At 70.0% G+C, this 26384-nt stretch carries 21 protein-coding genes and 1 pseudogene; 13 read left to right on the top strand and 9 right to left on the bottom strand.

Annotated features, from left to right (window positions below; genetic code table 11):
* The first annotated feature begins 15 nt into the window (after positions 1-15).
* The 6 genes from AC31A1_RS05880 (at position 16) to AC31A1_RS05855 (ending at position 6477) form a co-directional block, all read left to right on the top strand.
* Positions 16-1557, top strand: coding sequence for a beta-N-acetylhexosaminidase (locus AC31A1_RS05880; RefSeq protein WP_489652180.1), 1542 nt, complete (start codon positions 16-18; stop codon positions 1555-1557).
* Between the two features lie 87 nt (positions 1558-1644).
* On the top strand, positions 1645-3096 hold the full coding sequence (locus AC31A1_RS05875) for a cellulose binding domain-containing protein (RefSeq protein WP_489652177.1): 1452 nt from the start codon (positions 1645-1647) through the stop codon (positions 3094-3096).
* 76 nt (positions 3097-3172) lie between these two features.
* On the top strand, positions 3173-3550 hold the full coding sequence (locus AC31A1_RS05870) for a response regulator (RefSeq protein ID WP_489652176.1): 378 nt from the start codon (positions 3173-3175) through the stop codon (positions 3548-3550).
* Positions 3517-4155 (top strand): sensor histidine kinase, encoded by a 639-nt coding sequence (locus tag AC31A1_RS05865; protein WP_489652175.1) that lies wholly within the window; start codon positions 3517-3519, stop codon positions 4153-4155. Before AC31A1_RS05870 ends, AC31A1_RS05865 begins: the two co-directional genes overlap by 34 nt.
* A complete protein-coding gene (locus tag AC31A1_RS05860) occupies positions 4152-6089 on the top strand; it encodes a glycoside hydrolase family 9 protein (protein WP_489652174.1) in 1938 nt (645 codons plus the stop codon). Before AC31A1_RS05865 ends, AC31A1_RS05860 begins: the two co-directional genes overlap by 4 nt.
* Positions 6090-6141: 52 nt before the next feature.
* Entirely contained in the window at positions 6142-6477 is a 336-nt protein-coding gene (locus tag AC31A1_RS05855; RefSeq protein ID WP_489652173.1) for a hypothetical protein, read from the top strand.
* A gap of 54 nt (positions 6478-6531) precedes the next feature.
* Here AC31A1_RS05855 and AC31A1_RS05850 read toward each other — a convergent pair whose 3' ends face one another.
* Positions 6532-9351 (bottom strand): alpha-L-rhamnosidase-related protein, encoded by a 2820-nt coding sequence (locus tag AC31A1_RS05850; protein WP_489652172.1) that lies wholly within the window; start codon positions 9349-9351, stop codon positions 6532-6534.
* A gap of 403 nt (positions 9352-9754) precedes the next feature.
* Between AC31A1_RS05850 and AC31A1_RS05845 the strand changes: the two genes are divergently transcribed.
* The 3 genes from AC31A1_RS05845 to AC31A1_RS05835 all read left to right on the top strand — a co-directional run bounded on the left by AC31A1_RS05845 (position 9755) and on the right by AC31A1_RS05835 (position 12516).
* Positions 9755-11620 (top strand): glycoside hydrolase family 76 protein, encoded by a 1866-nt coding sequence (locus tag AC31A1_RS05845; protein ID WP_489652171.1) that lies wholly within the window; start codon positions 9755-9757, stop codon positions 11618-11620.
* A gap of 108 nt (positions 11621-11728) precedes the next feature.
* On the top strand, positions 11729-11860 hold the full coding sequence (locus tag AC31A1_RS05840; RefSeq protein ID WP_489652170.1) for a hypothetical protein: 132 nt from the start codon (positions 11729-11731) through the stop codon (positions 11858-11860).
* Between the two features lie 2 nt (positions 11861-11862).
* Positions 11863-12516 (top strand): Atu4866 domain-containing protein, encoded by a 654-nt coding sequence (locus tag AC31A1_RS05835; protein ID WP_489652169.1) that lies wholly within the window; start codon positions 11863-11865, stop codon positions 12514-12516.
* A gap of 16 nt (positions 12517-12532) precedes the next feature.
* On the opposite strand, the gene AC31A1_RS05830 is transcribed toward AC31A1_RS05835, so the two are convergent.
* On the bottom strand, positions 12533-14989 hold the full coding sequence (locus tag AC31A1_RS05830) for an ABC transporter permease (protein ID WP_489652168.1): 2457 nt from the start codon (positions 14987-14989) through the stop codon (positions 12533-12535).
* Positions 14983-15720, bottom strand: a complete 738-nt coding sequence (locus AC31A1_RS05825) for an ABC transporter ATP-binding protein (protein WP_489652167.1) — start codon at positions 15718-15720, stop codon at positions 14983-14985. The genes AC31A1_RS05830 and AC31A1_RS05825 overlap by 7 nt, the downstream gene beginning before the upstream one ends.
* 206 nt (positions 15721-15926) lie before the next feature.
* On the opposite strand from AC31A1_RS05825, the gene AC31A1_RS05820 reads away from it, so the two are divergent.
* Both AC31A1_RS05820 and AC31A1_RS05815 read left to right on the top strand, forming a co-directional pair.
* Complete coding sequence (locus tag AC31A1_RS05820) at positions 15927-17198, top strand: sensor histidine kinase (RefSeq protein WP_489652179.1); 1272 nt, start codon at positions 15927-15929, stop codon at positions 17196-17198.
* Entirely contained in the window at positions 17198-17830 is a 633-nt protein-coding gene (locus tag AC31A1_RS05815; RefSeq protein ID WP_489652166.1) for a response regulator, read from the top strand. Before AC31A1_RS05820 ends, AC31A1_RS05815 begins: the two co-directional genes overlap by 1 nt.
* Positions 17831-17852: 22 nt before the next feature.
* Here AC31A1_RS05815 and AC31A1_RS05810 read toward each other — a convergent pair whose 3' ends face one another.
* From AC31A1_RS05810 to AC31A1_RS05790, 5 genes are all read right to left on the bottom strand, one after another.
* Positions 17853-18848, bottom strand: coding sequence for an N-acetylglucosamine kinase (locus tag AC31A1_RS05810; RefSeq protein WP_489652165.1), 996 nt, complete (start codon positions 18846-18848; stop codon positions 17853-17855).
* Positions 18848-20095 carry a 6-phospho-beta-glucosidase gene (locus tag AC31A1_RS05805; RefSeq protein WP_489652164.1) on the bottom strand — a complete coding sequence of 416 codons (1248 nt, stop codon included), beginning with the start codon at positions 20093-20095 and terminating at the stop codon, positions 18848-18850. The genes AC31A1_RS05810 and AC31A1_RS05805 overlap by 1 nt, the downstream gene beginning before the upstream one ends.
* On the bottom strand, positions 20092-20994 hold the full coding sequence (locus AC31A1_RS05800; RefSeq protein ID WP_393757841.1) for a carbohydrate ABC transporter permease: 903 nt from the start codon (positions 20992-20994) through the stop codon (positions 20092-20094). The genes AC31A1_RS05805 and AC31A1_RS05800 overlap by 4 nt, the downstream gene beginning before the upstream one ends.
* Positions 20995-21105: 111 nt before the next feature.
* The gene (locus AC31A1_RS05795) at positions 21106-22071 is read right to left on the bottom strand and encodes a carbohydrate ABC transporter permease (protein ID WP_489652163.1); all 966 of its coding nucleotides are present in this window, start codon (positions 22069-22071) and stop codon (positions 21106-21108) included.
* A 5-nt stretch (positions 22072-22076) separates the two neighbouring features.
* Positions 22077-23423 (bottom strand): ABC transporter substrate-binding protein, encoded by a 1347-nt coding sequence (locus AC31A1_RS05790; RefSeq protein ID WP_489652162.1) that lies wholly within the window; start codon positions 23421-23423, stop codon positions 22077-22079.
* Positions 23424-23546: 123 nt separating this feature from the next.
* Between AC31A1_RS05790 and AC31A1_RS05785 the strand changes: the two genes are divergently transcribed.
* Together AC31A1_RS05785 and AC31A1_RS05780 are read left to right on the top strand one after the other, a co-directional pair.
* Positions 23547-24377, top strand: coding sequence for a GntR family transcriptional regulator (locus AC31A1_RS05785; protein WP_489652161.1), 831 nt, complete (start codon positions 23547-23549; stop codon positions 24375-24377).
* Positions 24378-24484: 107 nt separating this feature from the next.
* Positions 24485-25558 (top strand): glycosyl hydrolase family 18 protein, encoded by a 1074-nt coding sequence (locus AC31A1_RS05780; RefSeq protein ID WP_489652160.1) that lies wholly within the window; start codon positions 24485-24487, stop codon positions 25556-25558.
* A gap of 89 nt (positions 25559-25647) precedes the next feature.
* On the opposite strand, the pseudogene AC31A1_RS05775 reads toward AC31A1_RS05780, so the two are convergent.
* Positions 25648-26357: pseudogene (locus AC31A1_RS05775) on the bottom strand (amidohydrolase family protein); the annotation flags it as partial.
* Positions 26358-26384 lie beyond the last annotated feature (27 nt).

The raw sequence follows: 26384 nt of genomic DNA, 5'->3' as shown, positions 1-26384 counted from the left end.
TCCCGGAGACGCCCCATGCCCGCACAGCGTTCCGTGCTCTCCCTCGTCCCCAGACCCACCAAATCGGCCGTCCGGCCAGGGCAGTTCACGCTCGACGCCGAAACCGCCATGCACATCGGCGCGGGCGCCGAACCGGCTGCGGAGCTGCTGCGCACCCTGCTCGCCCCGGCCACCGGGCTGCCTCTCCCGGCCTCCCCCGAGGGCCGGTTGACCCTCACGCTCGACCCCGGCCTCGCCGGACTGGCCGGTCTCGGCGAGGAGGGATACGGCCTCACCGTCGCCCCGCACGCCGTACTGCTGCGCGCCGCGCACCTCACCGGTCTGCTGCGCGGCATCCAGACGATCCGCCAACTCCTGCCCCCACAAGCCCTGTCGGAGTCCCCGCAGCCCGACACCGGGTGGGTGCTGCCGTGTGTCGAGATCACCGACCTCCCCCGCCATCCCTGGCGCGGCGCGATGCTCGACGTGGCCCGGCACTTCCAGCCCGTCTCCTATCTGCGCCGGTACGTCGACCTGTTGGCGCTGCACAAGATCAGCGTGTTCCATCTGCACCTCACGGACGACCAGGGCTGGCGCATGCCGGTGTCCGCCTACCCGAAGCTCACCGAGATCGGCGGTCATCGCGCCGAGTCCCAAGTGGGCCCCGCCGGCATCGACTTGTACGACGGTGTCCCGCACGGCGGGGCGTACACACGGGCCGAACTCGCCGACCTGGTGAGCTATGCGACCGCTCGCGGAGTCACCGTCATGCCGGAGATGGAGATGCCCGGGCACGTACGGGCCGCCCTCGCCGCCTATCCCGAACTGGGCAACAACCCGGAGCGCACCCTGGACGTCTGGACGCGCTGGGGCGTGTGCGACACCGTCCTCGGGGTCCACGACGAGGTCCTCGACTTCTGCCGTACGGTCCTGGACGAGGTCATGGACGTCTTCCCCTCGCCGTACATCCATGTCGGCGGCGAGGAGTGTCCCACCGACGAGTGGACGCACAGTGTCGCCGCCCGCGAACGGGCCGTGGGACAGGGCCTGTCGAGTCCTGCGGAACTGCACGGCTGGTTCCTCGGGCAGATCGGGGACTTCCTCGTCCGACAGGGGCGGCGTCCGGTCGGCTGGGCCGAGACGGGGGCCGAACTGCCCCTGGATTTCACGGTGATGACCTGGCGCGACGCACAGCACACTCTGGCGGCGGCCCGCCGCGGCCACCCTGTCGTGAGCGCCTATCACCGGGCGACCTATCTCGACTACGCCCAGTCCGAGGACCCGGGCGAACCTCCGGCCCAGCCCGGCAGCGTCGTGGATCTGCGCGCCGTCCACGCCCACGACTCTGTCCCCGAGGACGCCGAACACAGCGCGGCCGAGCGGGTGTTGGGCACGCAGGCGCAGTTGTGGACCGAGTTCGTCAAGACGCCCGAGCGCATCGAGTACCTCACCTACCCCCGCCTGTGCGCCCTCGCCGACCGTGCCTGGAGCGGCGCGACCGACTGGGCGGACTTCCGTGCCCGGCTCGACGACCACACGGCCCGCCTGGACGCGCTCGGGGTCCCGTACCGCCCCTGAGCCATCCCCTTCCAGTGCCACCCCCCTCAAGTACCGCCCCTCACCTGTCCGTTCCGGAATCACCCCACCTTTCTGGAGAGGCACGACATGAGACTCGACAAGAGGTTCGACACGAGGTTCGCGAAGAACAGACTGCGTGCCGCCGCGTCCGCCGCCGTCGCGGTGGCCATGGGCGCCGCCGCGCTCACCGCGATGCCGTCCACCGCGAGCGCGGCGGGCGACGGACTGAGCGTGCAGTACCGCACCAGCGCCACGGGAGCCACGGCCGACCAGTCCGAGCCATGGTTCAAGGTGAAGAACACCGGCTCCAGCACAGTGCAGTTGGCGAGCGTCAAGTTCCGCTACTACTTCAAGGCGGACTCGGCGAGCGCGAGTTACCGCTTCGCGTGTTCCTGGGCCGTCAAGGGCTGTGCCAACGTCACGGGCACCTTCGGCACGCTCGCCAACCCGACGGCCACGGCGGACCGTTACCTGGAGATCGGCTTCACCTCCGGCGCGGGCACCCTCGCGCCGGGTGCCGACACCGGTGACATGCAGCTGCGCTTCTACCAGTCGACGTGGCAGCCGCTGAACCAGAGCGACGACTACTCCTTCGGCGCCTCGCAGACGTCGTACGCCGACTGGTCCAAGGTCACCGCGCAGTTGTCCGGCGCCACGCTGTGGGGCACCGCCCCCGCGGGCAACGACCCGACGAACCCGCCCACGGACCCGCCGACCGATCCCCCGGCCACCGGCGCCACGCTGTTCGACGACTTCAACTACAGCGCCTACAACGATCCGAAGATCTCGTCACACGGCTGGAGCGTGCGCTCCAGTTCCGGCGGTCCCGGTGTCTCCGGCGCCACCTGGGCGCCCGAGAACGTCACGTTCGCCGGCACGAGCGGCAACTCCGTGATGAACCTGGAGACGTCGACGTCCGGCACCGGCGAGAGCACCAAGCAGACCGAAGTCGTCACCAACACAAGGAAGTTCAAGAACGGCACCTACGCGGCCCGGGTCAAGTTCAACGACGCGCCCAAGTCGGGGCCGGACGGCGACCACCTCGTGCAGACGTTCTTCACCATCAACGACCTCACGGCCCCGTTGGCGGACGACTACTCCGAGTACGACTTCGAGTACCTCCCCAACGGCGGCTGGGGCGAGAACTCCAACATCCTCTACACGACGTCCTGGGAGACCTACCAGGCCGACCCGTGGATCGCGGTCAACCAGCACACCGAGGGCCGGCAGAGCTACAACGGCTGGCACGACCTGGTGCTGACCATCGACAACAGCAGCATCAAGTACTACATCGACGGCCAGCTCTTCGGCACCCACGACGCCGCGTACCTCCCGGAGCGGCCGATGTCGATCAACTTCAACCAGTGGCTGATCGACTTCGGCGGCCTCACCAGCTCCACCCCGCGCGCCTACGACGAGCAGGTCGACTACGTCCTGCACGTCAAGGACCAGGTCCTCACGCCGGCGCAGGTCGCCGCCAAGGTCGCGGCGTACCGGGGCGCGGGCACCACATTCGAGGACACCGTGCCCAGCAGTTGATCACTCAGGGCGGCGGGCAGCGCACTCAGCGTACGGCATCCGGGAGCGCGGCCCGACGTCGCCTAAGCTCCGGCCCATGCGCGTAATGGTCTTGGAGGACGACCCCGGGCTGGGGCCCGTCGTCGCTGCTCGACTGCGTGACGCGGGGTTCGCGGTGGACCTCGCGCACACGCTGGCCGAGGCGGATCTCAAGCTGTCCGTCCATCGCTACGACTGTGTCGTGGCCGACCGCTCGGTCCCGGACGGCGACTCCCTCACGCTGCTCGCCGCACACCGGCGCGCGGGATCGGTGCTGCCCTTCCCGCTGCTGACGGCACTGGACGCGGTGAGCGACCGGGTGGCCGGCTTCGATCACGGGGCGGACGACTACCTGGTGAAGCCGTTCGCCTTCGCCGAACTGGTCGTACGCGTAAGGACGTTGTGCCGCAGGGAGCAGCCCGCGCGGCGGCCGTAGGACATCTGCTGTCCGGGCGGGCCATGCGGCCCGCGCTGCGTGGGCTCGGCGAGCAGGAGCAGTTCCTGGCCGAGGCGGCGCACGAGCTGCGGACGCCGCTGGCGACGCTGCGGCTTGTCGTGGAGCGGAACGAGTCGTCCGACGAGGCACTACGGCTGGTCGACCGGCTGAGTCGGCTGGTCACCGGGCTGCTCGCCAGGGCGCGGCTGGATTCGGGGGCGCAGCGGGTCGAGCTGGTGCCGTTGCGGCTGGACCAGTTGGTGGAGACCACGGTCGAGGAGCTTCCGGACCACGAGAGCGTGACGATGACGGCCGAGCCGGTGGAGGTCGGCGTCGCACCGGGGCTGGTCACGGTCCGCGACCACGGGGACGGCGTACCGCTCGCGGACCGGGAACGCGTGTTCGCACGCGGAGTCACCAGGACCGGTCCAGGTACGGGCGCGGGCCTCGCCATCGTCCGCTGGGTCGCCGGTCTGCACCACGGCACCGCCCGCCTCACGGACGCCCCCGGCGGCGGCCTGCTCGCCGAACTCCGGCTCCCGACGGACGCACCCCCGGCGTCCTCATCTTCATCTCATGAAGGTCCCGGCACCGTGGGCGCATGAACGTATTGCGCAGCCCAGTGGTGCTGGTCACCACCACCGCCGTGAGCATCGGCGCTGTACTCGTCGGACTCAATGTCTACGGCGAGGCCGCCACCCCTTCCTCGACCCATGTGGCCGTCCGCGTCGACCAGGTCGGCTATGTGCGCGGCGAGACGAAACAGGCGTACGTCATGGGGCCCACGAAGGCGCTCGCGGGGGCGCGTTTCAAGGTCGTGGACGCGAAGAACAAGGTGGTCACGGCGGGCAGGCTCGGTGCGGTCAGCGGCCACTGGAACGCCAAGTTTCCGTCTGTGCGGACCGTCGACCTCTCCGCGCTGGACACCCCCGGCACGTACCGCATCGTCCTGTCCGGCAGCGCGGCCGGCCGCTCCCCCGCCTTCCGGATCGCCGACGCGAACGAGCTGATGACCCCGCTCGTCCGGGACAACGTCCGCTTCCTGCAGGCGCAGCGCGACGGCGCCGATGTGGTGTCCGGCGGTCTGTCCCACGGCCCGTCCCATCTCGCCGACGAGGAGGCGACCGTCTACGCCGACCCGCACTACGACGAGGCGGGCGAGGAACTGCTCGACGAGCGGCTGACCCCGACCGGTGTCACGGCCGATGTCGCGGGCGGCTGGTTCGACGCGGGCGACTTCCTGAAGTTCACCGGCACCACTTCCTACTCGACCGCCGAACTCCTGCTCGCCGAGCGGGACTTGCCCGACATGGAGTCGCTGTCCGCCGAGGCCGGGCACGGGCTGGAGTGGGTGGACAAGATGTGGGACGGGGACAGCGAGACGCTCTACGCCCAGGTCGGCATCGGCGCGGGCAACGACGCCGTACGGACGGATCACGACGTGTGGCGGCTGCCGGAGGCCGACGACCGGCTCGATGTAGCGCCCGGCGACCCGGACTACACGATCAAGCACCGGCCGGTGTTCCGCGCCAACAAGCCGGGCGAGCCGATCACTCCGAGTCTGGCGGGACGGGTGGCCGCGGTGTTCGCCCTCGCCGCGCAGCGCACGGCCGACAGCGACCCGGACCAGGCGCGGGAGTGGCTGGACAAGGCTGCCGCCGTCTACAACCTGGCCGACACCGACCACGACCCCGACAAGCCGCTCGTCACCGCCTTCCCGAGCGCGTTCTATCCCGAGGACTCCTGGCAGGACGACATGGAGTTCGCGGGTGCCGAACTGGCCCTGGCCGCACGAGACTTGAGCGACGACCGGGAGGCCGACTGGACCGGCGAGGCGGCCCACTGGGCCAAGGCCTACCTGGACTCCGACGTCAAGGACACCCTCAACGTCGCGGACGTCAGCGCCCTGGCCCACGTCGGCCTGACCACCGCTCTGGACGGCGCCCGCAGCAACGGAGTTGGGGCCGAGGACCTCAACAAGGACCTGCGGCGCCAGTTGGAGGACGGGGTCGATCACGCGGAGCACGATCCGTTCGGGGCCGGTGCGGTCTACGACGACTTCGACGCCGTACCGCACACGTTCGGGCTGGTGGCCACCGCCCGCCTCTACGCCAAGGCCACCGGGGACACCCGCTACGACGCGTTCGCCGGCCGGCAGCGGGGCTGGGCGCTCGGCGCCAACCCCTGGGGCACCAGCTTCGTGATCGGCGCGGGCGAGGTCTACCCGCACTGCCCGGAACACCAGTTGGCCAACCTCCGCGGCAGCCTCGACGGCAAGGGCGCGATCCTGCGCGGCGCGGTGGTCAACGGCCCCAACGCGGCTGACAAACTGGCCGAGTTGAACCGCTTCCCCACCATGAAGAAGTGCACCGCCGCCCCACCGTCGGGAGCCTGGACCGACTTCGACGGCAAGGGCTCGCGGTACGTGGACGCCGTGGGCGCCTGGCAGACGGTGGAACCGTCACTGGACTTCACGACGACGGCGTTGCTGGCCTTCGCGTTGACCGCGCGGGACGAGGACCAGCGGCCGAGGCTCTGAATCTCCTCAAGTCGCTTGGCCCGTACGGAACATGGTCGGCAGGCTGAGCCCCATGACTGGAATCGCGGGACTGAGCAAGAAGAACACCTTCGTGCTGACCATCCGGGATGCCGACGTGGTCGCGGCGGCCCTGCGCCATGCGCTGGCCGGGGCCTCTCCCGAGGAGCGCCCCGGCCTGGAACGCGCCGCCGCGCTCGTCGAGTCCACCGCAGCCGCCAACGACAGCCAGCTGCGCGGCCGTTGGGTCAGGTCCCGACTGACCGCCGTCGGCTTCGACGGGGACATCACCTCCGTCGCGGCGGTGCGTGCGCTGCGCCAGGCGGAGCCGCGACTGAGCCTGCTGGCCGCTGTGCATCTGCAGAAGGAGGCAGTGGCCCATCCGGAGTGATCCGGCAGCCTCCGGTCACGCGGGGAGTGGAGGCTGCCGGATGCGTGGGGCCGCTCAGGACGTGAGGTAGCAGAACTTGCTCACGTTCGGCAGCGGGTCGGAACCGAAGGCCGCCGTCGTGCAGTTCGCGCCGCCGCTGAAGGCCTTGTAGAGGAAGCGGCCGCGGGCGCCGTAGGCGACGGTCTGCTGTCCGCTGAAGGCACAAGTGCCGCCTTCCGCCGAGCAGTTGGTGGCGTAGCCGACCGGACCGCCGGTCGCGGTGTAACAGGCCTTCGACTCACCGGAGATGGGGTCGCCGAACGTGGCGTCGGTGCACGCGGTGTCGCCGGTGGCGGTGGCCGTGGTGAACGCTCCGTAGGCGCCGTACATCACCGGCTGACCCGCGACGGCGGCACAAGTGCCGTTCTGGTCCGCGCACTTGGTCCAGCCTCCGGCCGGGGCTCCGGCGGGCGGCAGGTAGCAGGACTTGGCGACGCCGTCGATGGGATCGCCGAAGTGGGCGTTGGTGCAGGCGACGGAGCCGTTGGTGACCTGGTGGACGAAGTTGCCGTTGGCGCCGTAGGCCACGTCACGGTTGTAACCGGGCACGGCGCAGGTGCCGTTCTCCGCCGCGCAGGCGGTGTATCCCGGCGGGCCGCCCACGTCGGCGACGTAGCAGGACTTGACGAGGTTGGCCGCCGGGTCGCCGCCAAAGGAATCGTTCGAGCAGGCGGTGCTGCTGGTCACGGTCTTGTACGTGTACGTCCCGGCGCCGTAGGCCACCGAGCGGGTGCCGCTGAAGGAGCAGGTGCCGCCCTCGCCCGCGCACCGGGTGTAGCCCGCGTGCAGGGCGCCGGTGCCGGGTTCGGTGGGCGCCGACGGGTTGCCGAGGCCGGTGGCGGAGACGGTGTAGCTGCCGGGGGCGACGCCGGCGAGGTAGACGTAGGTGTCGTCCTGGCTGCCGGCGGTGATGCCGGAGGTGGGCGTGAACGCTCCGTTGCTCCAGACGGTCGCGCCGTTCACGGTCACCGTGATGTCGCCGCCCAGCTTCGGGACGCCGATACGGCCGCTGCTGCCCGACGGGCTGGAGAGGGTGGCCGAGTAGGTGCCGGCCGACGGGTCGCGGGACCAGGACGCGTTGATGGCGCCCTGGGGCATGGTGATGCGGCCCTGGGCGCTGGTCAGGTCGCCGGGGTGCGGGACGAAGCGGTAGGCGCCGGTCGCCGACTCGGGGGCGGTGCCGAGCACGTCGAAGGTGAGCGTGGAGGTGGGTGCCGTGGACCAGCCGTGCGCGAGGCTCATGAACGAACCGCCGTACGCCAGGCCGCCGTCGGACTGGATGCCCTCCCAGAACGTGCTCTTCGTGCCGATGCCACTGTCGAGCATGTGGCCCCAGGTGCGGCGGATCTGGTCCAGCGCGGTGAAGTCGTCGTTGGCGGTGAAGCGGGCGTTCAGCTCCATGCCGCCGGCGAACGGCGAGACGTTGCCGCCCCATTCGGGCGTTGTCGGGCCGTAGATGCCCCAGTTGTTGCCGAGCCCCGCGATGATGCTTTTCGACTTGGCGGTGGAGTCGCTCAACCCGTACCAGACGGCGAGGGAGTTGCCGTCCTGCGGGTACAGCCCGCTGGTGGGGTTGTCCTTGTACATGCCCTTGGAGGCGTCCCACAGCAGGGAGTTGGCCGCGGACTTGATCGCGGCGGCCTTGCTGTTCCAGCTCGCGGCGAGCGCGCTGTCGCCCTCGACCGTGGCGAGGGTGGCGCCGCCCTTGAGGGCGCCGTACAGCAGCGCGTTGGCGGAGATGTTCTCGCCGCCCTGGCCGACGCGGGCCCAGTCCTGGGTGCGGGTGACATTGAGCAGGTTGTTGCCGTCGATCTTGTTGGTGATGAAGGTCATCCCGCGCTTGTAGTTGGACCATTCGGAGTCCAGCCACGACCGGTCGCCGGTGTACGTGTAGTACGTGGACGTCCCGAGCAGCGTCCACGTGTGGTAGGTGTCCGAGCCGGTGAGGTTGAACGGCGGCCCGGACCAAGGGATTTCACCCGCCGACGACTGCGCGTTGTACATCGTGGTGAGCGCGTTGCGGGTCGAGGTGAGGTCGTTCGAGTACGCGTACTGCGTGGGGACGGCGATGCCCATGTCGCCGGGCCACACCGTGCGGTCGCGCTTCGCCCCGTCGACCAGCACGGAGTCGCCGACGCCGACGGTGGCGCTGTTGTCCCAGGCCGAGGAGGGCGGGGGCCAGGCGCGGCCCTGGTTGGAGGCGATGGTGTTCAACTGCACGGTGTAGGCCCCGGCGTACCAGATGCGGTTGAGCAACTCGTCGCTGGAGGTGAAGTAGTTGGCGTAGTCCGCCGGGTTGGACTTCCCCGGTGCCGCGGTGAAGGTGAGGCTGACGCCGTTGAGGTCCACCCAGCCCGAGCCGTCGAGGAAGACCGTCAAGTAGCGGAATCCTCCCCGGAGTTGAGCGGTGGGCACGGTATAGGTGCCGTTGGCGGAGGGTGTGGTGTAGAGGGCGCCGTCTTCGCCGTCGCGGCCGCTGCTGCGGTCGCTGTTGTTGCCCACGTACAGGGACGACTCGCTGAAGGCCAGGCCGACGCGTTGACCGCTGGAGCTGGTAGTGCCGAATGACAACGTTACCAAGCCGCCGACTTCTTTCCCGAAGTCGAGCGTGATGGCCGACTGCGAGCCGGAGATCCGGGTCGCCTGCCCGTTGAGGACGTTCGTCGGGTTCGCGACACTGCCGGACGTGCGGTAGACGGCGGCCGGCTTGAGGGTGCGGGAGGTCGGCGAGTAGTTCACGGCGTCAAGTGCCGCATTGGGAACGGGCGTTGCGGTCGCCGGCACCGCACCGGCGGACAGAGCCGGGGCCACGGCCAGTGCGGCGGCCACCGTCATGGTGAGCCCAACTAGGCGGCCTGGTCTGGGCTTTCGGTTCTGCGGTGGCCTGCGGCGGCGCATGAGTGCCTCCCGGATCGGTGGGGGAACCAGCGGCTCAACTGGACAACCAGGCGTGTGAATCGATTCAAACCGATCGACCGCGAGGGCCTGGAAGGGGAAGAGCAACGGGTACGCGAGCCGACTCGCCGAAGTTCGCACCGATGATGGGCGCCGGAAGAGCGGGTGTCAACCCATCACGAGAGCCCTCAACTCCCGCGAAAAAAGCGCACCTTACGACATTGACAGGGCCGCACCAAGCCGGTTCACTGCGTCGAGGACGGGTAGAGGTATGGACCATTGATCCAGAGGCTGAATCCATTCACGCCCAGCGTCCCCCATCGTGAAATCGAGGCGAGTTCCGGTGTCCCTACATGGTGTCGACATCGTTGTCAGACCGCGGTTCCTCAGTTTTCTGCTGACGGCCGCTCTCGCGTTCGTGGCACTGGTCCCGGTCGCGTCGCCGGCGTCCGCCGCCACCCAGGTGTGCGTCCTGGCCTGTGACACGCTCGACCCGTCGCAGGCGAAACAGGAAACGTTTCCAGTGCCGGACAAGACCCTCAACGGACGGGTCGTCCGGCTCCATGTGTCCGACGCCGACGACATGGCGTGGGCCAGCATCGACAACGGTACGAGCGGCGACGCGGTGTGGTTGGACCGGTCCTGGGACGGTGGCGCCACTTGGGACGGCCTGCTCGGCAAGGCGAGCATCCCGAGCACTTGGACCGGTACAAGGACGCTGATGTACAACATCACCGACCCGCGCAACCACAAGCGCGGCCTCGTCCGCGCCTGCGGCGACGCGGCCGGCGTCGGCTGCACGAACTGGGTCTACCCCACAGTCTGCGACACCGTCTGCGACGGCACGAGCGCGGGCCAGGCGGCGGGCGACAACCAGCCGGTGCCCTCGACCACCCTCTACGGCCGCACCATTCGGCTGCACGTGGACCAGAAGAACTCGATGGCCTGGGGAAGCATCGACACCGGTGGCGCGGGTGACGAGATCTGGTTGGACCGTTCCTGGGACGGCGGCTCGACCTGGCCGGACGGCTCTTCCCTCGGCCGGACGAGCACCCCGTCCGGAGCGACCACGACCCGCACCGCGATGTACGCCGCCCGCGATCCGCGCGGTCTCCTCTACGGCGGCGCGGTCCGCGCCTGCGGCCGGGAGGCGAGCCACAACGAGGGCAGCTGCACCGCGTGGTACCGGCCCGTACCGACGAAGGCGCGTGCCGCGGCGGACGCGCTGATGACGTCGTACGACCCCTACAACGGCTGGTGGCCCAGCAGTTGGTGGAACTCGGCGGCGACCCTCACCTCCGTCATCGACTTCGCGAAGACGACCGGCACGCACGCCTACGACTGGATCATCGCCCGCACCTTCGACCAGAACAAGGGCGTCTTCCCGGCCGGGACGCGGAGTTCGGATGCGATCGAGGGCGACTTCATCAGCCGGTCGATCGACGACTCGGGCTGGTGGGCGATCGCTTGGATCGACGCGTACGACTACACGCACGACGCGCGCTATCTCAACGAGGCTGTCACCATTGCGAATTACGTCCAGCAGTACTGGGACACCAGTACCTGCGGCGGTGGTGTGTGGTGGGACCGTGAGCGGACCTACAAGAACGCGGTGACGAACGGGCAGTACCTGTGGCTGACCACCGCGCTGCACCAGCGCATCGCCGGTGACACGGTCTGGCTGCAACGGGCGAAGGCGTCGGCCGCCTGGTACAAGGCCAGCGGGATGATCAACTCCGCGGGTCTGGTGAACGACGGGCTCTCCTCGTCCTGCGCCAACAACGGTTCCACCGTGTGGAGTTACAACCAGGGCCTGGCCATCGGCGCCTTCACGGAACTGTGGAAGACGACGGGCGACAGCTCGATGCTGACCACGGCGCGGACTCTGGCGGACGCGGCGATGAGCAGCTCGCAGCTGACGGTGGGCGGAGTGCTGACCGAATCCTGCGATGTCGGCTCGGCGTCCTGCGACGACAACCAGAAGCAGTTCAAGGGCATCTTCATGCGGAACTTCGCCGACCTGGCGAAGGCGACCGGTTCGACCACCTACCAGGCCTACATCCAGAAACAGGCCGACACCCTGTGGGCGCTGGACCGGTCCACGCTCAACGCCCTCGGTGAACGCTGGGCGGGCACCAGCCCGAACCAGTCCGACTGGCGTACGCAGGCCAGCGCGCTCGAAGCACTCACGGCCGCCGCCGGGAGCTGAGCGCAGGGTGGGTGTCCGACACCTGGGTAAAAGGCAGCCTGGTTGCGCTCCTCGGGCGCGACCAGGCTCCGTGCGGCACCACCTGGAGACCCACCCGAGGAGCGGACGATGAGCGTCACCCGCACGGAAACCGGCACGAAAGCCGACACGGACACCGCGACCCGGAACAGCAAGGCCCTCGACGAGATCGCCGCGAACGACACGGACCGCCCGATCCTGTTCACCAACGCCCGGTCCTGACCATGGACCCGCTGATCGGAACCCTGCGCGGCGCCGACGTCCTGCTGGTCGGCGCCCTGCTGGTGGGCGTCGGCCCGGGCATCATCACGGCGACGGGCGACGACAACGTCATCGTCGTCGACTGCACGGACATGACGGTGGTTCCGGCGGTGGTGGACACGATCGCGCTCGTCGGCGGACGGGGCCACCGTGCGGAGTACGTAGGGACGTTGACACCGGGGAACGCGGGGGACCTGCTGGTCGTACCGGACGAGTTCGCCCCGGATATGCAGGGTGCGGTGGCCACATTGCTCGCCCGCCCGGAGGAGGTCCGCGCCCTGACAGCGGCCGGCAAGCTGGTCCTCTGGTCCGGCACGGACGCCGACGGCCGCGCGACCGCCCCCGAGGCGGTCATCCCGACCGCCCAGGACCTCACCGGCAGCCCGCGCATCGGCGTCTGGATCGACGAAAACGACTTCCTGCACCAGGAGTTGACCGCCGACGGCCGCTACGACGAGACCTGGGGCGGCCGGCCGCACGCCTACGAGGGCCGGTACTGGATCGACGGCGACCGCATCGACTACTTCGACGACCTCGGGTTCTGGGCGTTCGGCGAGTTCCGGGGCGAGGAGCTGCATCATGCGGGGTATGCGATGCGGCTCGGGCCGCGGGCATAGCGATGGCTCGGGACGGTCACTCCGGTGTGCCCGCCAGTTCCACCGCCCTGCGGCGCAGGGCGAGGGCGGCCGGGGCGACCGCCGAGATCACGGCGAGTACCGCGCAGGTGGCCACGGTCCAACCGAGCGTCGCCCAGGGGATCTCGATCGGCGTCCACACCGAGAGCAGGCCCAACGCGCCCCACATTCCGAGCAAGTTGAGCCCGGCGACCAGCACCCCGAGCACACCGCCGACCACGACGACTGTCAGCGCCTCGGCGGCCACCAGTCGTAGCACCTGCCACCTGGTGGCCCCGGCCAGGCGCAGCACGGCCAGGTCGCGGACCCGGTCGGAGGTCGCCATGACCATGGTGTTGGCCAGCGAGATGCCGGTGTACAGCAGGGCGATGCCCAGGACCAGCAGGAAGCCCGCCCGGGTCGTCCGGTCGGTCTCCGGGTACGTCGACCGCACCCACTGGCTGGTGGTGAGCACCGTCGCGCCCGACGCCCGCACCGCGTCGCGCAGTTCGGCGGCTACGGCGGTCGCGTCGGCGCCGTCCGCGAGGCGTACGTCGACCCGGTCGACGGGTGCGTCCGGGGCGTTGCGCGGTGTGACGTAGACGCCGTTGTCGCCGGTGCCGGTCGCCATGACGGCGGCTATCCTCAGGGACTTCTTCCTGCCGTCGCCGAGCCACACGTCCACCCGCTCGCCCACGGTGTGCTTCTCCCACTCCTCGTTGACAATGATCGAGTCGTCGTCGAGATCGCTCAACCTCCCATCGACGAGCGGCAGTTCGGTGGTGTCGGCGAGCAGGCGGGGGTCGGCGGCGCGGGCCTCCGAGCGGATGAGCGCCACGCTGTCCTCCAGGACGTACACGGCACTCGCCGAGGTCGCGGAGACCTCCGCGTCGGGCACGGTGCGCAGCTTCCTCAGCGTCGCGTCGTCGAAGCCCGCATCGCCCGCGGCGGTGATCACGAAATCGGCGGCGGTCCGCGCGCTGACCTCGGTGACCTTCGCCTCGGCGAGGGTGGCCGTGGCGACCAGCAGCGATCCCGCCAGCGCGACCGTGACCAGCACGGGCGCCGCGACAGCGGCCGTGCGCCGGACGCCGGCGACGGCGTTCTCCCGCACCAACATCCCGGTGACGCCCGGCAGTTGGGCTGGCAGACAGGCGATCAGCCGGATCAGCGGGGGTACCAGTACCGGCGCGAGCAGTGCCACCGCGGTGATCAACAGCATCGGACGGCTCACATAGGTCTTGCGGTGCAGCAGACCGCTCGGATCGTTCACCAGGGCCAGGACCAGCGTCACCACGGCGGTCAGCAGGAGGGCCGAGCCGACCAGCCGGCGACCCCACGTCATCGTCCGGGTGTCCACGGACGCCTCGCGCAGCGCCTCGGTGGGACGGGTGGACCCCGCCCGCCAGGAGGCGGCCAGCGCTCCGGCCGACGCGGCGAACAGCCCTGTCCAGAAGGCCAGTTGGTACGGCCAGGTGGAGTCGCCGATGGTGAACCAGCGGGGCGCCAGGCCCTCGTCGACCGTCCACGCGGCGAGCTTCGGCGCGCCGTAGGAGCCGAGCACGCAGCCTGTCGCCGAGGCGAGCACACCGATCAGGAGGGCCTCGGAGACGACCAGGCGGCGAATCTGCCCCGGCGTCGCCCCGGCCATGCGCAACAACCCGAACTCGCGGCGACGTTGAGCCACCGTGAACGCGAAGGTCGACGCCACCACGAACACCGACACGAATCCCGTGACACCGCCGGCCGTGCCGAACAGGGCGTTCATCGCGGTGAGTTCCTCACTGTCCCGGTCGGGATCGGCGTCGGCGTACCGGCGCGCGTCGCCGGTCAGGACCTGGACGCCGTCGCTGCCGCGCATCGCCGTGCGTACGGCCACCGCTTCCGCGTCGACGACGAGTTGGACGCTGTGCGGTGCCAGCTGCGCGGCGCGTGCGTCGGTGTAGAAGACGGCGTTCTCGAAGCCCAGCCCGGCCACGGTGCCGACGACCCGCACGGTGCCGCCGTCGGCCCGCAGCCGGGTGCCAGGACGGAACCGGTCACCGCTGACGACGACCTCGTCCGCGGCCTTCGGCGCGCGTCCCGAGTCCAGCCGGTACGGCGCGAAGGCGGCGATGGACCAGGGGTGGCCCACGAGATCGCCGGCGCCGCCCCGGGCCCGTACGGCGAAGGAACGGTCCACGACCACGGTCCCGAGGTCCTTCAGCTTCGCGACGACATCGGCGGGCACGGCGCGCGGCCGCACGAGTTTCCGGGTGCGGAGGCCGATCGGGGTGCGCACCCGCAGGGTGTCCACGCCCTTGACAACGACCGGTGCCGCGGCGAACCGCTCGGGCTTGCGGTCGGGTGCGTGCAGCGAGGACGCCAGGGCCAGCCCCATGACGGCGATCAGCGCCACGCCCAGGGAGAGGGCGACGAAGCTGCCGACGTAGGTGACCCAGCGGGTGCGCAGGGTGCGCAGGGCGGTGCTCAGCACGGCGCGGCCTCCAGCTTGGCCATGCGCGCGGCGATGTCCTCGGCGCCGGCGCCGGTCAACTCGCCGTGGACACGGCCGTCGACGAGGAAGACGACACGGTCGGCACAGGAGGCCGCGACCGGGTCGTGCGTGACCATGATGACCGTCTGCCCCTCGCGGTCCACCATGCCCCGCAGCAGGTCGAGCACCTCGCGACTCGTCCGCGAGTCGAGCGCGCCTGTTGGTTCGTCACCGAAGAGCACCTCGGGTCGGGTGATCAGGGCCCGGGCCAGGGCGACGCGCTGCTGCTGGCCGCCGGACAGCTCCGTCGGCCGGTGCCGCGCCCGGTCACCGAGTCCGACCTGTTCCAGCACTTCGCGGACCCGCGCCTTCGGGGGGCGGCGGCCGGCCAGTCGCAGCGGCAGGGCCACGTTCTGCGCGGCGGTGAGCGAGGGCAGCAGGTTGAACGCCTGGAACACGAAGCCGATCCGTTCACGGCGCAGCAGGGTCAGCTCGGTCTCGCTCAGCCCGGTCAACTCGGTCCCGCCGATGGTGACCGAACCCGACGTGGACCGGTCCAGCCCCGCGGCGCACTGCAGCAGGGTCGACTTGCCGGAGCCGGACGGCCCCATCACGGCGGTGAACGTCGCCTTCGGGAAGATGAGCGACACCCGGTCCAGGGCGGTGACGGACGTGGTGCCCAAGCTGAACTGCCGGGTCAACTCCCACAGTTGGACCGCGTCATTGCTCATGTGTTCCCCCACCGGTACCTGCTCCTCGGCTCGTCGGCTCGTCGGTGTCTTCACGAAACCGCGGAAGCCCCTGGTGACGCACTACGGCCCGGACGAGACCTGGGGTAGGGCCAGGCCTACCTCGATAGGGACCCTGGACCGATGGCACCCGACCGGCGGAGGCGCCTACGGTCATGCCCATGCACCCTCGGAATGTGTGGCAGGCCATGTCCCGGCCGGGTTTCCTGCTGTCGGCCTGGCCCTGGCGGTCCGCCGCGTATCTCCTCACCGGCGCGATCACGGGCGCCGCCGCCCTGGCGGGGATCGTGACGGCGGCCGCGGTGGGCGGTGCGCTCGCCGTCGTCCTCGTGGGGCTGCCCCTGCTCGCGCTGGTCGCCCTCGGCGGGATCCCGGTGGCCGTGGTGGAACGGTCCAGGCTGCGCCTGATCGACCGCTCCCCGGTGTCCGGGCGACACCGGGTGCCGACCGCGCCGGGGCTGTGGGCGTGGCTGTCCACTCGACTGCGCGAACAGGCGACTTGGCGGGAGCTCGGGTACGCGCTGCTGTTCGCGGGGCTGCTGTGGCCGGTCGACGCGTTGGCGGTCACGGTCGCCCTGCTCGTCCCGCTGTCCATGGTCGCCACCCCGTTGCTGCTGGCGACGGTCGGCGACGGCCACGAGGTGAAGGTGCTCAAGCAGTGGACGGTCACCACCTGGCCGACCGCTTTCGGCGTCGCCGTACTGGGCCTGCTCCTGCTGTGCCTGTGCGCCTATGTGCTCGGCGTCACGGCGGGCGCCCGCGCCGCGCTGACCCGGCTGCTGATCGCCTCCCCGGAGGGCGAGATGGGCGCCAAAGTGGTCGAACTGGCCCGCTCCCGCGTCCGGTTGGTCGATGCCTTCGAGGCGGAGCGACGCCGTATCGAGCGCGATCTGCACGACGGCGCCCAACAGCGCCTGGTGGCCCTGACGATGGCCCTCGGGCTGGCCCGTCTCGACACCCCGCCCGGCCCGCTCGCCGACCGGCTCACCACGGCCCACGAGGAGGCGGGCAAGGCGCTCGCGGAACTGCGCGAACTCATCCACGGCATCCACCCCAGGATCCTCACGGACTACGGCCTTCAAGCCGCGGTCGGCGACGCCGCCGACCGGTGCGCGGTCCCCGTCGACGTCGACCTCGAACTGCCGGGCCGGCCGACCCGGGCGGTCGAGTCCGCCGCGTACTTCGTGGTCTGCGAGGCGCTGGCCAACGTCGCGAAACACAGCGGAGCCACCCGTGCGCGGGTGAGCGGCGGTCATCGCGACGGACGGCTGTTCCTCGACGTGCGCGACGACGGCCGCGGGGGCGCCGACGCCACGGCGGGCAGCGGCCTCACCGGTCTCGCGGACCGGGTGTCGGTCCTGGATGGCAGACTTGCCCTGACCAGTCCGCCGGGTGGACCGACACTGCTGCACGTGGAGTTCCCTTGCGAGTTGACCGAGCAGGCCGACCGCTCCGCGTAGTGCTGGCCGAGGACAGCGTGCTGCTGCGGGAAGGAATCGTCGGCCTGCTCGGCCGCTACGGCCACGAGGTGGTGTCGGCCGTCGGGGACGCGCGGACACTGATCGCCGCGGTCGAGGAGCACGCCCCCGACATCGTGGTGACAGACGTCCGTATGCCGCCCGGTTTCCAGGACGAGGGCCTGCACGCGGCGGTGCGGCTGCGGGAGAAGCGCCCCGCGCTCCCGGTCCTGGTCCTCAGTCAGTACGTGCAACGGACGTACGCCGCCGAGCTGTTGGACTCCGGCGACGGATCGGGCGTCGGCTATCTGCTCAAGGACCGGGTCGGCCAGGTCGAGGAGTTCATGGAGGCGCTGCACCAGGTGGCGGACGGCGGCACGGTGGTCGACCCCGAGGTGGTACGCCAGTTGCTGCGCCGCCGCCGCGATCCGCTGGAGCAACTCACCCCGCGCGAGCGCGAGGTGCTGGCACTGATCGCCGAGGGCAGGTCCAACGGCGCGATCGCCGCCGAACTGGTGGTCTCCGAGGCCGCGATCGGCAAGCACATCGGCAACATCCTCACCAAGCTGGACCTGCCCCCGACGGCCGGCACCCACCGCAGGGTCCTGGCCGTCCTCACCTATCTGCGGGCCTGAGAGTGCGGGCGGTCGTACCGGATCACGGACCGCCGCACCCCCTGAACCCCCCGCGCAGCCGCGCCTCCGCCCCAGGATCCGCTCGCGGATGCAGGTCCAGCGCGGCCAAGGCGGCGCCGAGCAACGGCGGTTCCGTACACACCACCGGCCGGACCCCCGGCACCGCCTCCGTGAGCCTGCGTTCGACGTCGTCCAGGAGCGCCTTGTGGCCGGCGGCCAACACGCTTCCGCCCAGGACGACTTCGGGGTCCGGGGAGACGGCGAGTTGGAGGCGGCACAGGACCGTGACCGCCATCCTCGCGATCTCCGCCGCGAGGCGTTCGACCAGCTCGGTCGCGATCTCGTCGCCCTCGTCGCGGGCCGCGAACACCGCCGGGCAGAGTTCGCTGAGGCGGAGGGCGGGGAGGTCGCCCTTGTGCAGGGCGGCCGTGACGTCGGCGACCGTCGCCAGGCCGAAGTGGTCAATCACCGCCGCGAGGAGGGCAGTTCGCGGACCGCGTCCGTCCTCCGCCCGCGCCGCGTGCCACAGCGCCGACGTCCCTACGTCGATGCCGCCACCCCAGTCCCCCGAGATCCTCCCCAGCGCGGCGAAGCCGGTGGTGCGGCCGTCGGGGGCCACGCCGACGCAGTTGATGCCCGTCCCGCAGACCACGCCGACGCCCCAGGGGTGGCTGGCGCCGGCGCGCAGGACGGCGTAGGAGTCGTTGTCGACGCGCTGGGTGACCGCCCAGCGGCGGGCGCCGACGGCCTCGCGCAACGCCTTGATCTCGTACGGCAGATCGGCCCCGGCGAGGAAGGCCGTGATGCCGTCCACCTCGACGTCGGCCGCCACGCCCGCCGACGCCATCGCCTCGGCGCGCAGGCCCACGAGTACGTCCATCGCCGCGTCCACGCCCACCGCCTGCGGCCGGAATCCGCCGCCCCTCGCGCGGCCCAGGATCGTGCCGTCCGTCCTCAACACGGCGACGTCCGTCTTCGAGTTGCCGCCGTCGACGGCGAGCAACAGGCCTGTCTTCATCAGGCCCACCACAGGTGTTCGCGGTTGGCGGCGACGAGCTTCGCCGCCAACTCCTCGGCCATCTTGACCTGTCCGACGAGGGGATGAGCCAGCAACGCCGTCGCGACCCGGTCGACCCCGCCGTGCAGGGCTGCTTCCAGGGCCAGTTCCTCGTACGCCGTCACGTGGGCGATCAGTCCGGCGAACAGCGGCTCTACGGCCGTAACGGGCAAGGGAGTTGCGCCGTGCGCGTCGATGCGCGACGGGACCTCGATGACGGCGTCGTCGGGGAGGAAGGGCAGGGTGCCGTTGTTGCGGACGTTGGCGACGCGGACCTCACCGGTGTCGGCGGTGAGGGCGTGCACCAGCTGCACGGCGGCCTCGGAGTAGTAGGCGCCGCCGCGCCTGTCCAGCAGGGCGGGCTTCTCCGTCAGGGCCGGGTCGGCGTACATCTTGAGCAAGTCGCCCTCCATCTCGGCCACTTGCTGGGCGCGGGAGGGTTCGCTCAGCTGCTCGCGGAGGACCTCGTCGTGGGCGTAGTAGTAGCGCAGGTAGTAGGAGGGAACGACGCCCAGCCTGCGGACCACGTCCAGCGGCATGCGCAGCCGGTCCGCGAGGGCCTGGCCGTGTTCGTCGAAGATGCGCGGGAGGACGTCGACGCCGTCGAGCCGCACCGCCCGTTCCCAGGTGAGGTGGTTGAGGCCGACGTGGTCCAGGGTGACGCGTTCGTGGTCGACGCCGAGCCAGTCGGCGAAGGTGCGCTGGAAGCCGATGGCGACGTTGCAGAGCCCAACTGCCTTGTGTCCGGCGTCCAGTAGGGCGCGGGTGACGATGCCGACCGGGTTGGTGAAGTCGACGATCCAGGCGTTCGGGGCGCGCTTGGCGACCCGTTCGGCGAGGTCGAGGACGACGGGGACGGTGCGCAGCGCCTTGGCCAACCCGCCCGCGCCGGTGGTCTCTTGGCCGATGCAGCCGCACTCGTGCGGGAAGGTCTCGTCGACGTGCCGGGCGGCCTGGCCGCCGATGCGGAGCTGGAAGAGGACGGCGTCGGTGCCGTCGATGCCCGCGTCCGGGTCGGCGGTGGTGGTGATTTTGGCGGAGCTGCCCTGGCGGGCCAGGATGCGGCGCGCGAAGGGGGCGATGACGTCGAGCCGGTCCGGGTCGGGGTCGACCAGGGCGATCTCGGTGACGGGAAGTCCCAACCGGGCGAATCCGTCGATGAGTTCGGGGGTGTACGTGGATCCGCCACCGACAACGGTGATCTTCAACCTTTGACTCCTGTCAGTGTGACGCCCTCGATGAAGGCCTTTTGCGCGAAGAAGAAGACGATGATCACCGGCGCCATCGCGATGAGCGTCGCCGCCATGGTCAGGTTCCACTGCACCGCGTGGGAGGTCTTGAACGTCGCCAGGCCCAGAGCCAACGTCCAGTGGGCGGGCGTCTCGCCGGTGTAGATGAGCGGGCCGTAGTAGTCGTTCCAGGCGTTGAAGAAGGAGAAGAGGCCGACCGCGACGAGCGCGGGGCGCATCATCGGCAGCACCACCCGGGTGAGGACGCGCAGTTCGCCGCAGCCGTCGATGCGGGCCGCGTTGAGGTAGTCCTCGGGGACGGTGAGCAGGAACTGGCGCAGCAGGAACACCGAGAAGGCGTCCCCGAAGAGGGACGGGAGCACCAACGGCCAGATGGTGCCGGTGAGATGGAGCCGGGCCCACATCAAGTACATGGGGATGACGAGGACTTGGGGCGGCAGCATCATCATGGTGATGACGCACAGGAACGCCGTGTTGCGGCCCTTGAAGCGGAATCGGGCCAGCGCGTACGCGATGGGGACGCTGGAGAGCAGGGTGGTCGCGGTGGCGGCGACGGCGTAGATCACCGTGTTGGTGAGCCAGGTGCCGATCGGCGCGGTGCTGAAGACCGTGCGATAGTTGGACCACTGCCAGTGGTGGGGCCAGAGGCTGGTGGTGAGGGACTGGCCGTCGGTCATGACCGAGGTCAGGAAGATGAACACGATCGGGCCGATGAAGGCGCAGGCCAGGCCGACGGCGATGGCGTGTTCGGCGATCCAGATCAGGGTCCTGCGGCGGCCGGCCCGACCGCGCGCGGCGCGGTGGGGTGAGGCGGCGCGGGTCTGCCGGGCGGGTGCCGGGGCGTAGGTCGTCGTCATCGTGGTGACTCCTCGGTGGCCAAGTCCCGCGCGGCCGTGGCGACTTGCCGATGGGCGAAGCGGTACGTCATCGCGGGGACTCCTCGGTGCGGAGGATCTCGGCGTCGTACGTCATCGCGGGGACTCCTCTATGTCGAAGCCGGAGGCGCGGCGGAGCAGGACGACGGTGAAGGCCATCGCCACCACGAAGAGCACCACGGCCAGCGCGCAGGCGTAGCCCGCGTGGAACTGGTTGAAGCCGGCGATGTAGAGCTGCTGGGGGAAGGTGAGGGTGGAGCCGTCCGGATAGCCGGGCGCGGCCTGGATGTTGCCGTTGGCGACCTGGGAGGCCACCATCGCCTGGGTGAAGTACTGGAGTCCGGCGATGACCCCGGTGACGGTCGCGAACAGCACGACCGGGGAGATCGTCGGCAGGGTGACGTAGCGGAAGCGGTGCCAGGGGCCGGCGCCGTCCAGTTCGGCGGCTTCGTAGAGTTCGGCGGGGACTTCCAGCAGGGCCGCCAGGAAGATGACCATCATCGTGCCGCTGCCCCACAGGGCGAGCAGGGTCAGGGCCGGTTTGGACCAGTCCGGCGAGTTGAACCAGAGCGGGCCGTGGATGCCGAGCAGGCCCAGGATCCGGTTCACCGGGCCGGAGTTGGGGTTGAACATGCAGACGAAGGCGACGGTCGCGGCGACCGGCGGTGCCAGCGCGGGCAGATAGAACAGGGTGCGGAACAGGCTCGCCCCGGCCTTGAGCCGGGCGGTGACCATGGCCACGCCGAGGGCGAAGAGAACCTGCGCCGGGACCATGATCACCACCAGCCAGGCGGTGTTGCGGACGGCGTGCCAGATCAGCGGGTCGCCGTCAAGGAGGTAGCGGTAGTTGCGCAGCCCCACGAACTGGGCCTGGGAGATCATGTTCGAGTTGGTGAAGGACAGCCAGACCGTCATCACCAGGGGGTAGATCAGGAAGACCGCGAAGCCGACCAGGCCGGGGGCCAGGAAGAGCAGGACGCGCACCCGGTTGCGGCGCATCCGTGCTTTCAACGGGGCCGCGACGAGCGGGAGTTGAGTGGTCTGGTGGGTGGTGGCCATGACGGTCACTGCCCCAGCTTGAGCGCGGCGTTGTTCTGCTTGTCGACGGCGGTCAGGCCGGCCTTCAGGTCGGGTACGCCGCCGCTCTGCCACTTCTCCACGAAGTGACCGAAGTTGGTGAGGTAGGCGCCGCCGTCGCCGCTCGCCGGAGTCGTGGTGGTGAGCGGGTTCTTGTAGACCTCAAGGAACGGCGCGAAGTTGGGGTCCTTGGAGAGGCCGAGCGAGGGCGAGTCCAGTGCGGCCGTGGTGGTGGGGACGTTGCCGATCGCGTCGGCCAGCGAGGTGAGCGTGTCGGTGTCGGTGGTGAGGAATTTGATCAACTTCCAGGCCGCGCCCGGGTGTTTGGCGCCGCGCGGCATGCCGATCACGTTGCCGCCGACGTAACCGGCGCCGTACAGCTCGGACTTGCCGTCGGCGGCGGGCACCGCGGCGGTGCCGTAGTCGATGTCGGCCTTGTCGTTCTTGATGAAGGCGTTGCGCCACTCGCCGTCGACCATCATGGCCAACTTGCCCGTCTCGAAGGCGTTCTGGGCGGAGAACTCGTCGCCCATGCCCGCCTTGAAGGTGACGAGTTTCTTCGCGCCGAACCAGTCGACGAGACCCTTCTGCCAGGTCAGTGCCTGGGCGAAGGCGGGGTCGGCGCCAACGTTGGACTGGCCGTCGGCGGTGAGCCACTTACCGCCCCAGCTGGGGACGAGGTGCTCGGTGAGCATCTCGTAGGCGCCGAGGTAGGGCATGAACCCGGCGGTCTTGATCGAGCCGTCCGCGTTGAAGGTGGTCAACTTCTTGGCGTCCGCCGTCAGTTCGGACATCGTCCTGGGCGGGGACGTTATCCCGGCCTTCGCGAACAGCTTCTTGTTGTAGTACAGGCCGAAGGTGTCGGCGAGCCACGGCATCGTGCAGCGCTTGCCGTCGAAGGCGGTGTACGACTGGACGGCCTTCGGGATCTGGTTCAGGTCCACGTGGTCGGCCTTGATGTCCGGGGTGAGGTCCTGGAAGGCCCCGCTGGAACACCAGCCGCCGACGTTCGCGGCGTTGAACGAGGAGGCCACGTCGGGCGCGGTGCCGCCGCGGATGGCCTGGTTGACCTTGTCGTCGGTCTGGGCGGCGACGGCCTTGACGGTGATGTACGGGTATTTCTTGTGGAACTTGGCCAGCACCGCGTCGACCGAGGCGATCTCGTGCGGGGAGCTGAGACCGTGCCAGAAGGTGATGGTGACCGGGGTGGTGTCGTCGGCGCCGGTGTCCGCCTTCGACGTGGTGCCGCCGGTGGTGCATGCTGCGGCCAGCAGCGCCGTTACCGCGAGCAGCGACGCGGCGACGGTACGGCGGGCGGTACGGGACTCGGACATGGAACCTCCGGCAAATTTGCTTACCACTTATTGACCAGTGGGCACATGTTGGGGCACCATTTGGGCACTGTCAAGCAAGCTTTCCCGAAGAAAAATGACCACTGGTATGGAAAGTTGGTAGGAATGGTCAGCGGTGAGAGCCGTTGGGAGAAGCGGGAACGCATCCGCACCCACCTCCTCGACCTGGTCGAGGAGACCGGGCCCGGACGTCCCCTCCCGGGCGAGCGGCAGTTGTGCGAGGAGCTCGGGGTCTCCCGCCCCACCCTTCGCGCGGTGGTCGACGACTTCGTCCGTGACGGCCTGCTGGTGCGGGAGCACGGACGCGGTGTCTTCGTGGCCCGCGCCAAGGTGGCCCAGCACCTCAGCGGCAGCGCCCCCGGGCAGGCACCGGGCCTGGGCGTCGGCGGCGTGGACGGCACGTGGGTCAGCCGCACCCTGGACTTCAAGACCGTCGCCGCGGGACCCCGGATCGGCCGCCGGCTGGGCATCGCGCCCAGCGAGCAGATTCTGCGGATCACCCGGCTGCGGACGGTCGACGGCGACCCGATGTGCGTGGAGACCCTGCACGTGCCGCACGCGCTGGTCCCCGGACTGACCGCCCGTGACCTGGAGACCGACTCCTTCTACCGCATGCTCGGCCGGCGCTACGAGATCCTGCTGACCGACGCCGCGCAGAGCATCGAGCCGACCGTGGTCGACGAGTGGGAGGCCGAACTCCTCGGCGTCTCCGTGCACACGCCCGCCCTGCTCTTCGAACGAGCGGCGCGGGACGCGGAGGGCCGGGTCGTCGAGTTCACCCGCTCCGTCTACCGCGGCGACCGCTACCGCATCTTCACCAGGCTGTCCTTGGCTGCCCGGCCCGACGGCGGACGCGTCGTCGACGGCTCCTGGTCGGCGGCCACCACCGTCCCCGGCGCCGACACCCTGGTCTTCGACCCCTACTGGACCAACTAGCCACCCTCACCCACCAGTTCACCGCGCCGGCCCACCGGCCGACGCGGCGATCCCGCACGCCCTCCCCACCCGAAAGAGACGCTCCTCCCCACCAGAAAGGACCGCTCATGTTCCGTCACGCACTCACCGTGACCGGAGTCGTGGCCTCCACGGTCACCACGCTGCTCGCCTGTACGGCCTCGGTCCCGGCCGGCGCCGCCTCCTCCGCCACCTCGGGCGTCCAGCTCCAGACCTGGCTCTACCCCGGGTCGACCGGCGACTCCACCTGCACCGCCAAGAGCGAGTACGCCGACAACAGGGTGAAGAACGGCGCCCTCAACCCCGAGTACTGGTCGGTCCAGAGCAACGGCTCGGTGAAACTGGAGACCACCGCCGACGGCAGCTGCAACACCTACAGCGCGGCCAACGTCGCCGACCTCAAGGCACACTCGGCGTACCAGTACCCGACGCTCTCCGGCATGACCACCGCCGACGTCCACGCCCTGGTCAGCACCAACAGCGCCCGTACGGCGGCCGTCACCAAGGTCACCTCCCTCGTCAGCGACGCCGGGCTCAGCGGCGTCGACGTCGACCTGGAGGACTACTGGTCCTGGAGCACCGCCGACTTCACCAACTACAAGACGTTCCTGAAGCAGTTGGCCACCGCCCTGCACGCCAAGGGCAAGCGCCTCCAGGTCGACGCACCCGCGATGACCGAGGACGCCTCGTTCTACGACTACGCGGCCGTGGCCGCCACCGGCGCCGACGACGTGGTGATCATGGCGTACGACGAGGAGTTCGACACCGCGTCCGGCGCCCGCTGCCTGCCCATCAGCCCCTACGACTGGCTGAAGAAGGTCACCCAGTACGCGCAGAGCAAGATCCCCGACCCCAACCGCCTGATCATCGGCGTGCCGTCCTACGGCTACAGCGCGCCCGACCCGTGCGACCTCAACTCCGTGACGGGCAACATCCAGTTCAGCGACATGAAGAAGAGTCCCGGCTTCTCCAGCAACCCGGCGACAACAGAGAGCCGTCGCGACGCCTCCTCCGGCGAGATCCGCTGGGTCTCCGGCGGCGTCCTCTACGACTACGTCGACAGCGTCGCCATGGACCGCAAGCTGGCCGTCCTCAAGGGCCTCGGCGTCACCAAGGTCTCGGTGTGGTCGCTGGGCGGCGGAAACCCCTGGTTCTCCAACTGACCCATCCGGTCCGCCTACTGCACTGATGCGGCGGGCACCCTCGGATTCGGGTGCCCGCCGCATCAACTCCTCCGGCTACTCAACTCCCCTTACTTCGCGGGTGTGTTGAGCACGTGGTCGCGGGAGGCGCTGACCTCGGCCCGGAGTGCGGAAAGATTCACGTCGAGCACCTCACCGTCCCACGTACGGGGCTGCCCGTTCATGAACACAGCGGTGATGTTGCGGGCGTCCGAGCCCAACACCAGTGTCCCGATCGGGTCGTTGAGCGGCATGTTGTTGAGGTCCTCGGCCTGTATGTGACCAACAGGTCCGCCTTCTGCCGACGGTGAGGGAACCGGTGATCTCGCCGAGGCCGTTGGACCGGGCGCCCTGGAGCGTGACGAAGTCGAGGACGTCGTGCGCGGTGATGCGAGAGGGCTCGCCCCCGGTGCCGTAGGCCGCGTTGACCGCGCGCATCCGCTGGATGGCGAGCAGGGCCCGCATCTGGGTGAACAGGTCGCTGGCGAGGGCGACTTCGACGTCGATGCTCAAACCGGGTCGGATGCCGACAGCAAGGGCCTCGTCCACCGCGGGGATCGCCGTCTCCAGAACGATCTGCGCGTCCGAGGTGGGCGCTCGTACCGGACTCCCCCATCGCCTTCCATGCCTCGACGGTCAGCTCCGTGGAGTGGATCAGGGTGACGTCGGGGCCGAGGATGCCGTGCTTCGCGCAGGACAGCGCGGCAGCCGAACCGGAGGCACCGAAGATCGCGTCGACGCTCACACCGATGCCCAAGTCGGCTGCCGTACGGGCGAGTTCCTGCCGGATGCGCCCGTCGGCGGTGAC

It is taken from the genome of Streptomyces sp. P5F9 (assembly GCF_057961495.1).
Note: the sequence above shows the minus strand (reverse complement) of the source record. Positions and strands in the feature narration are given on the sequence as shown.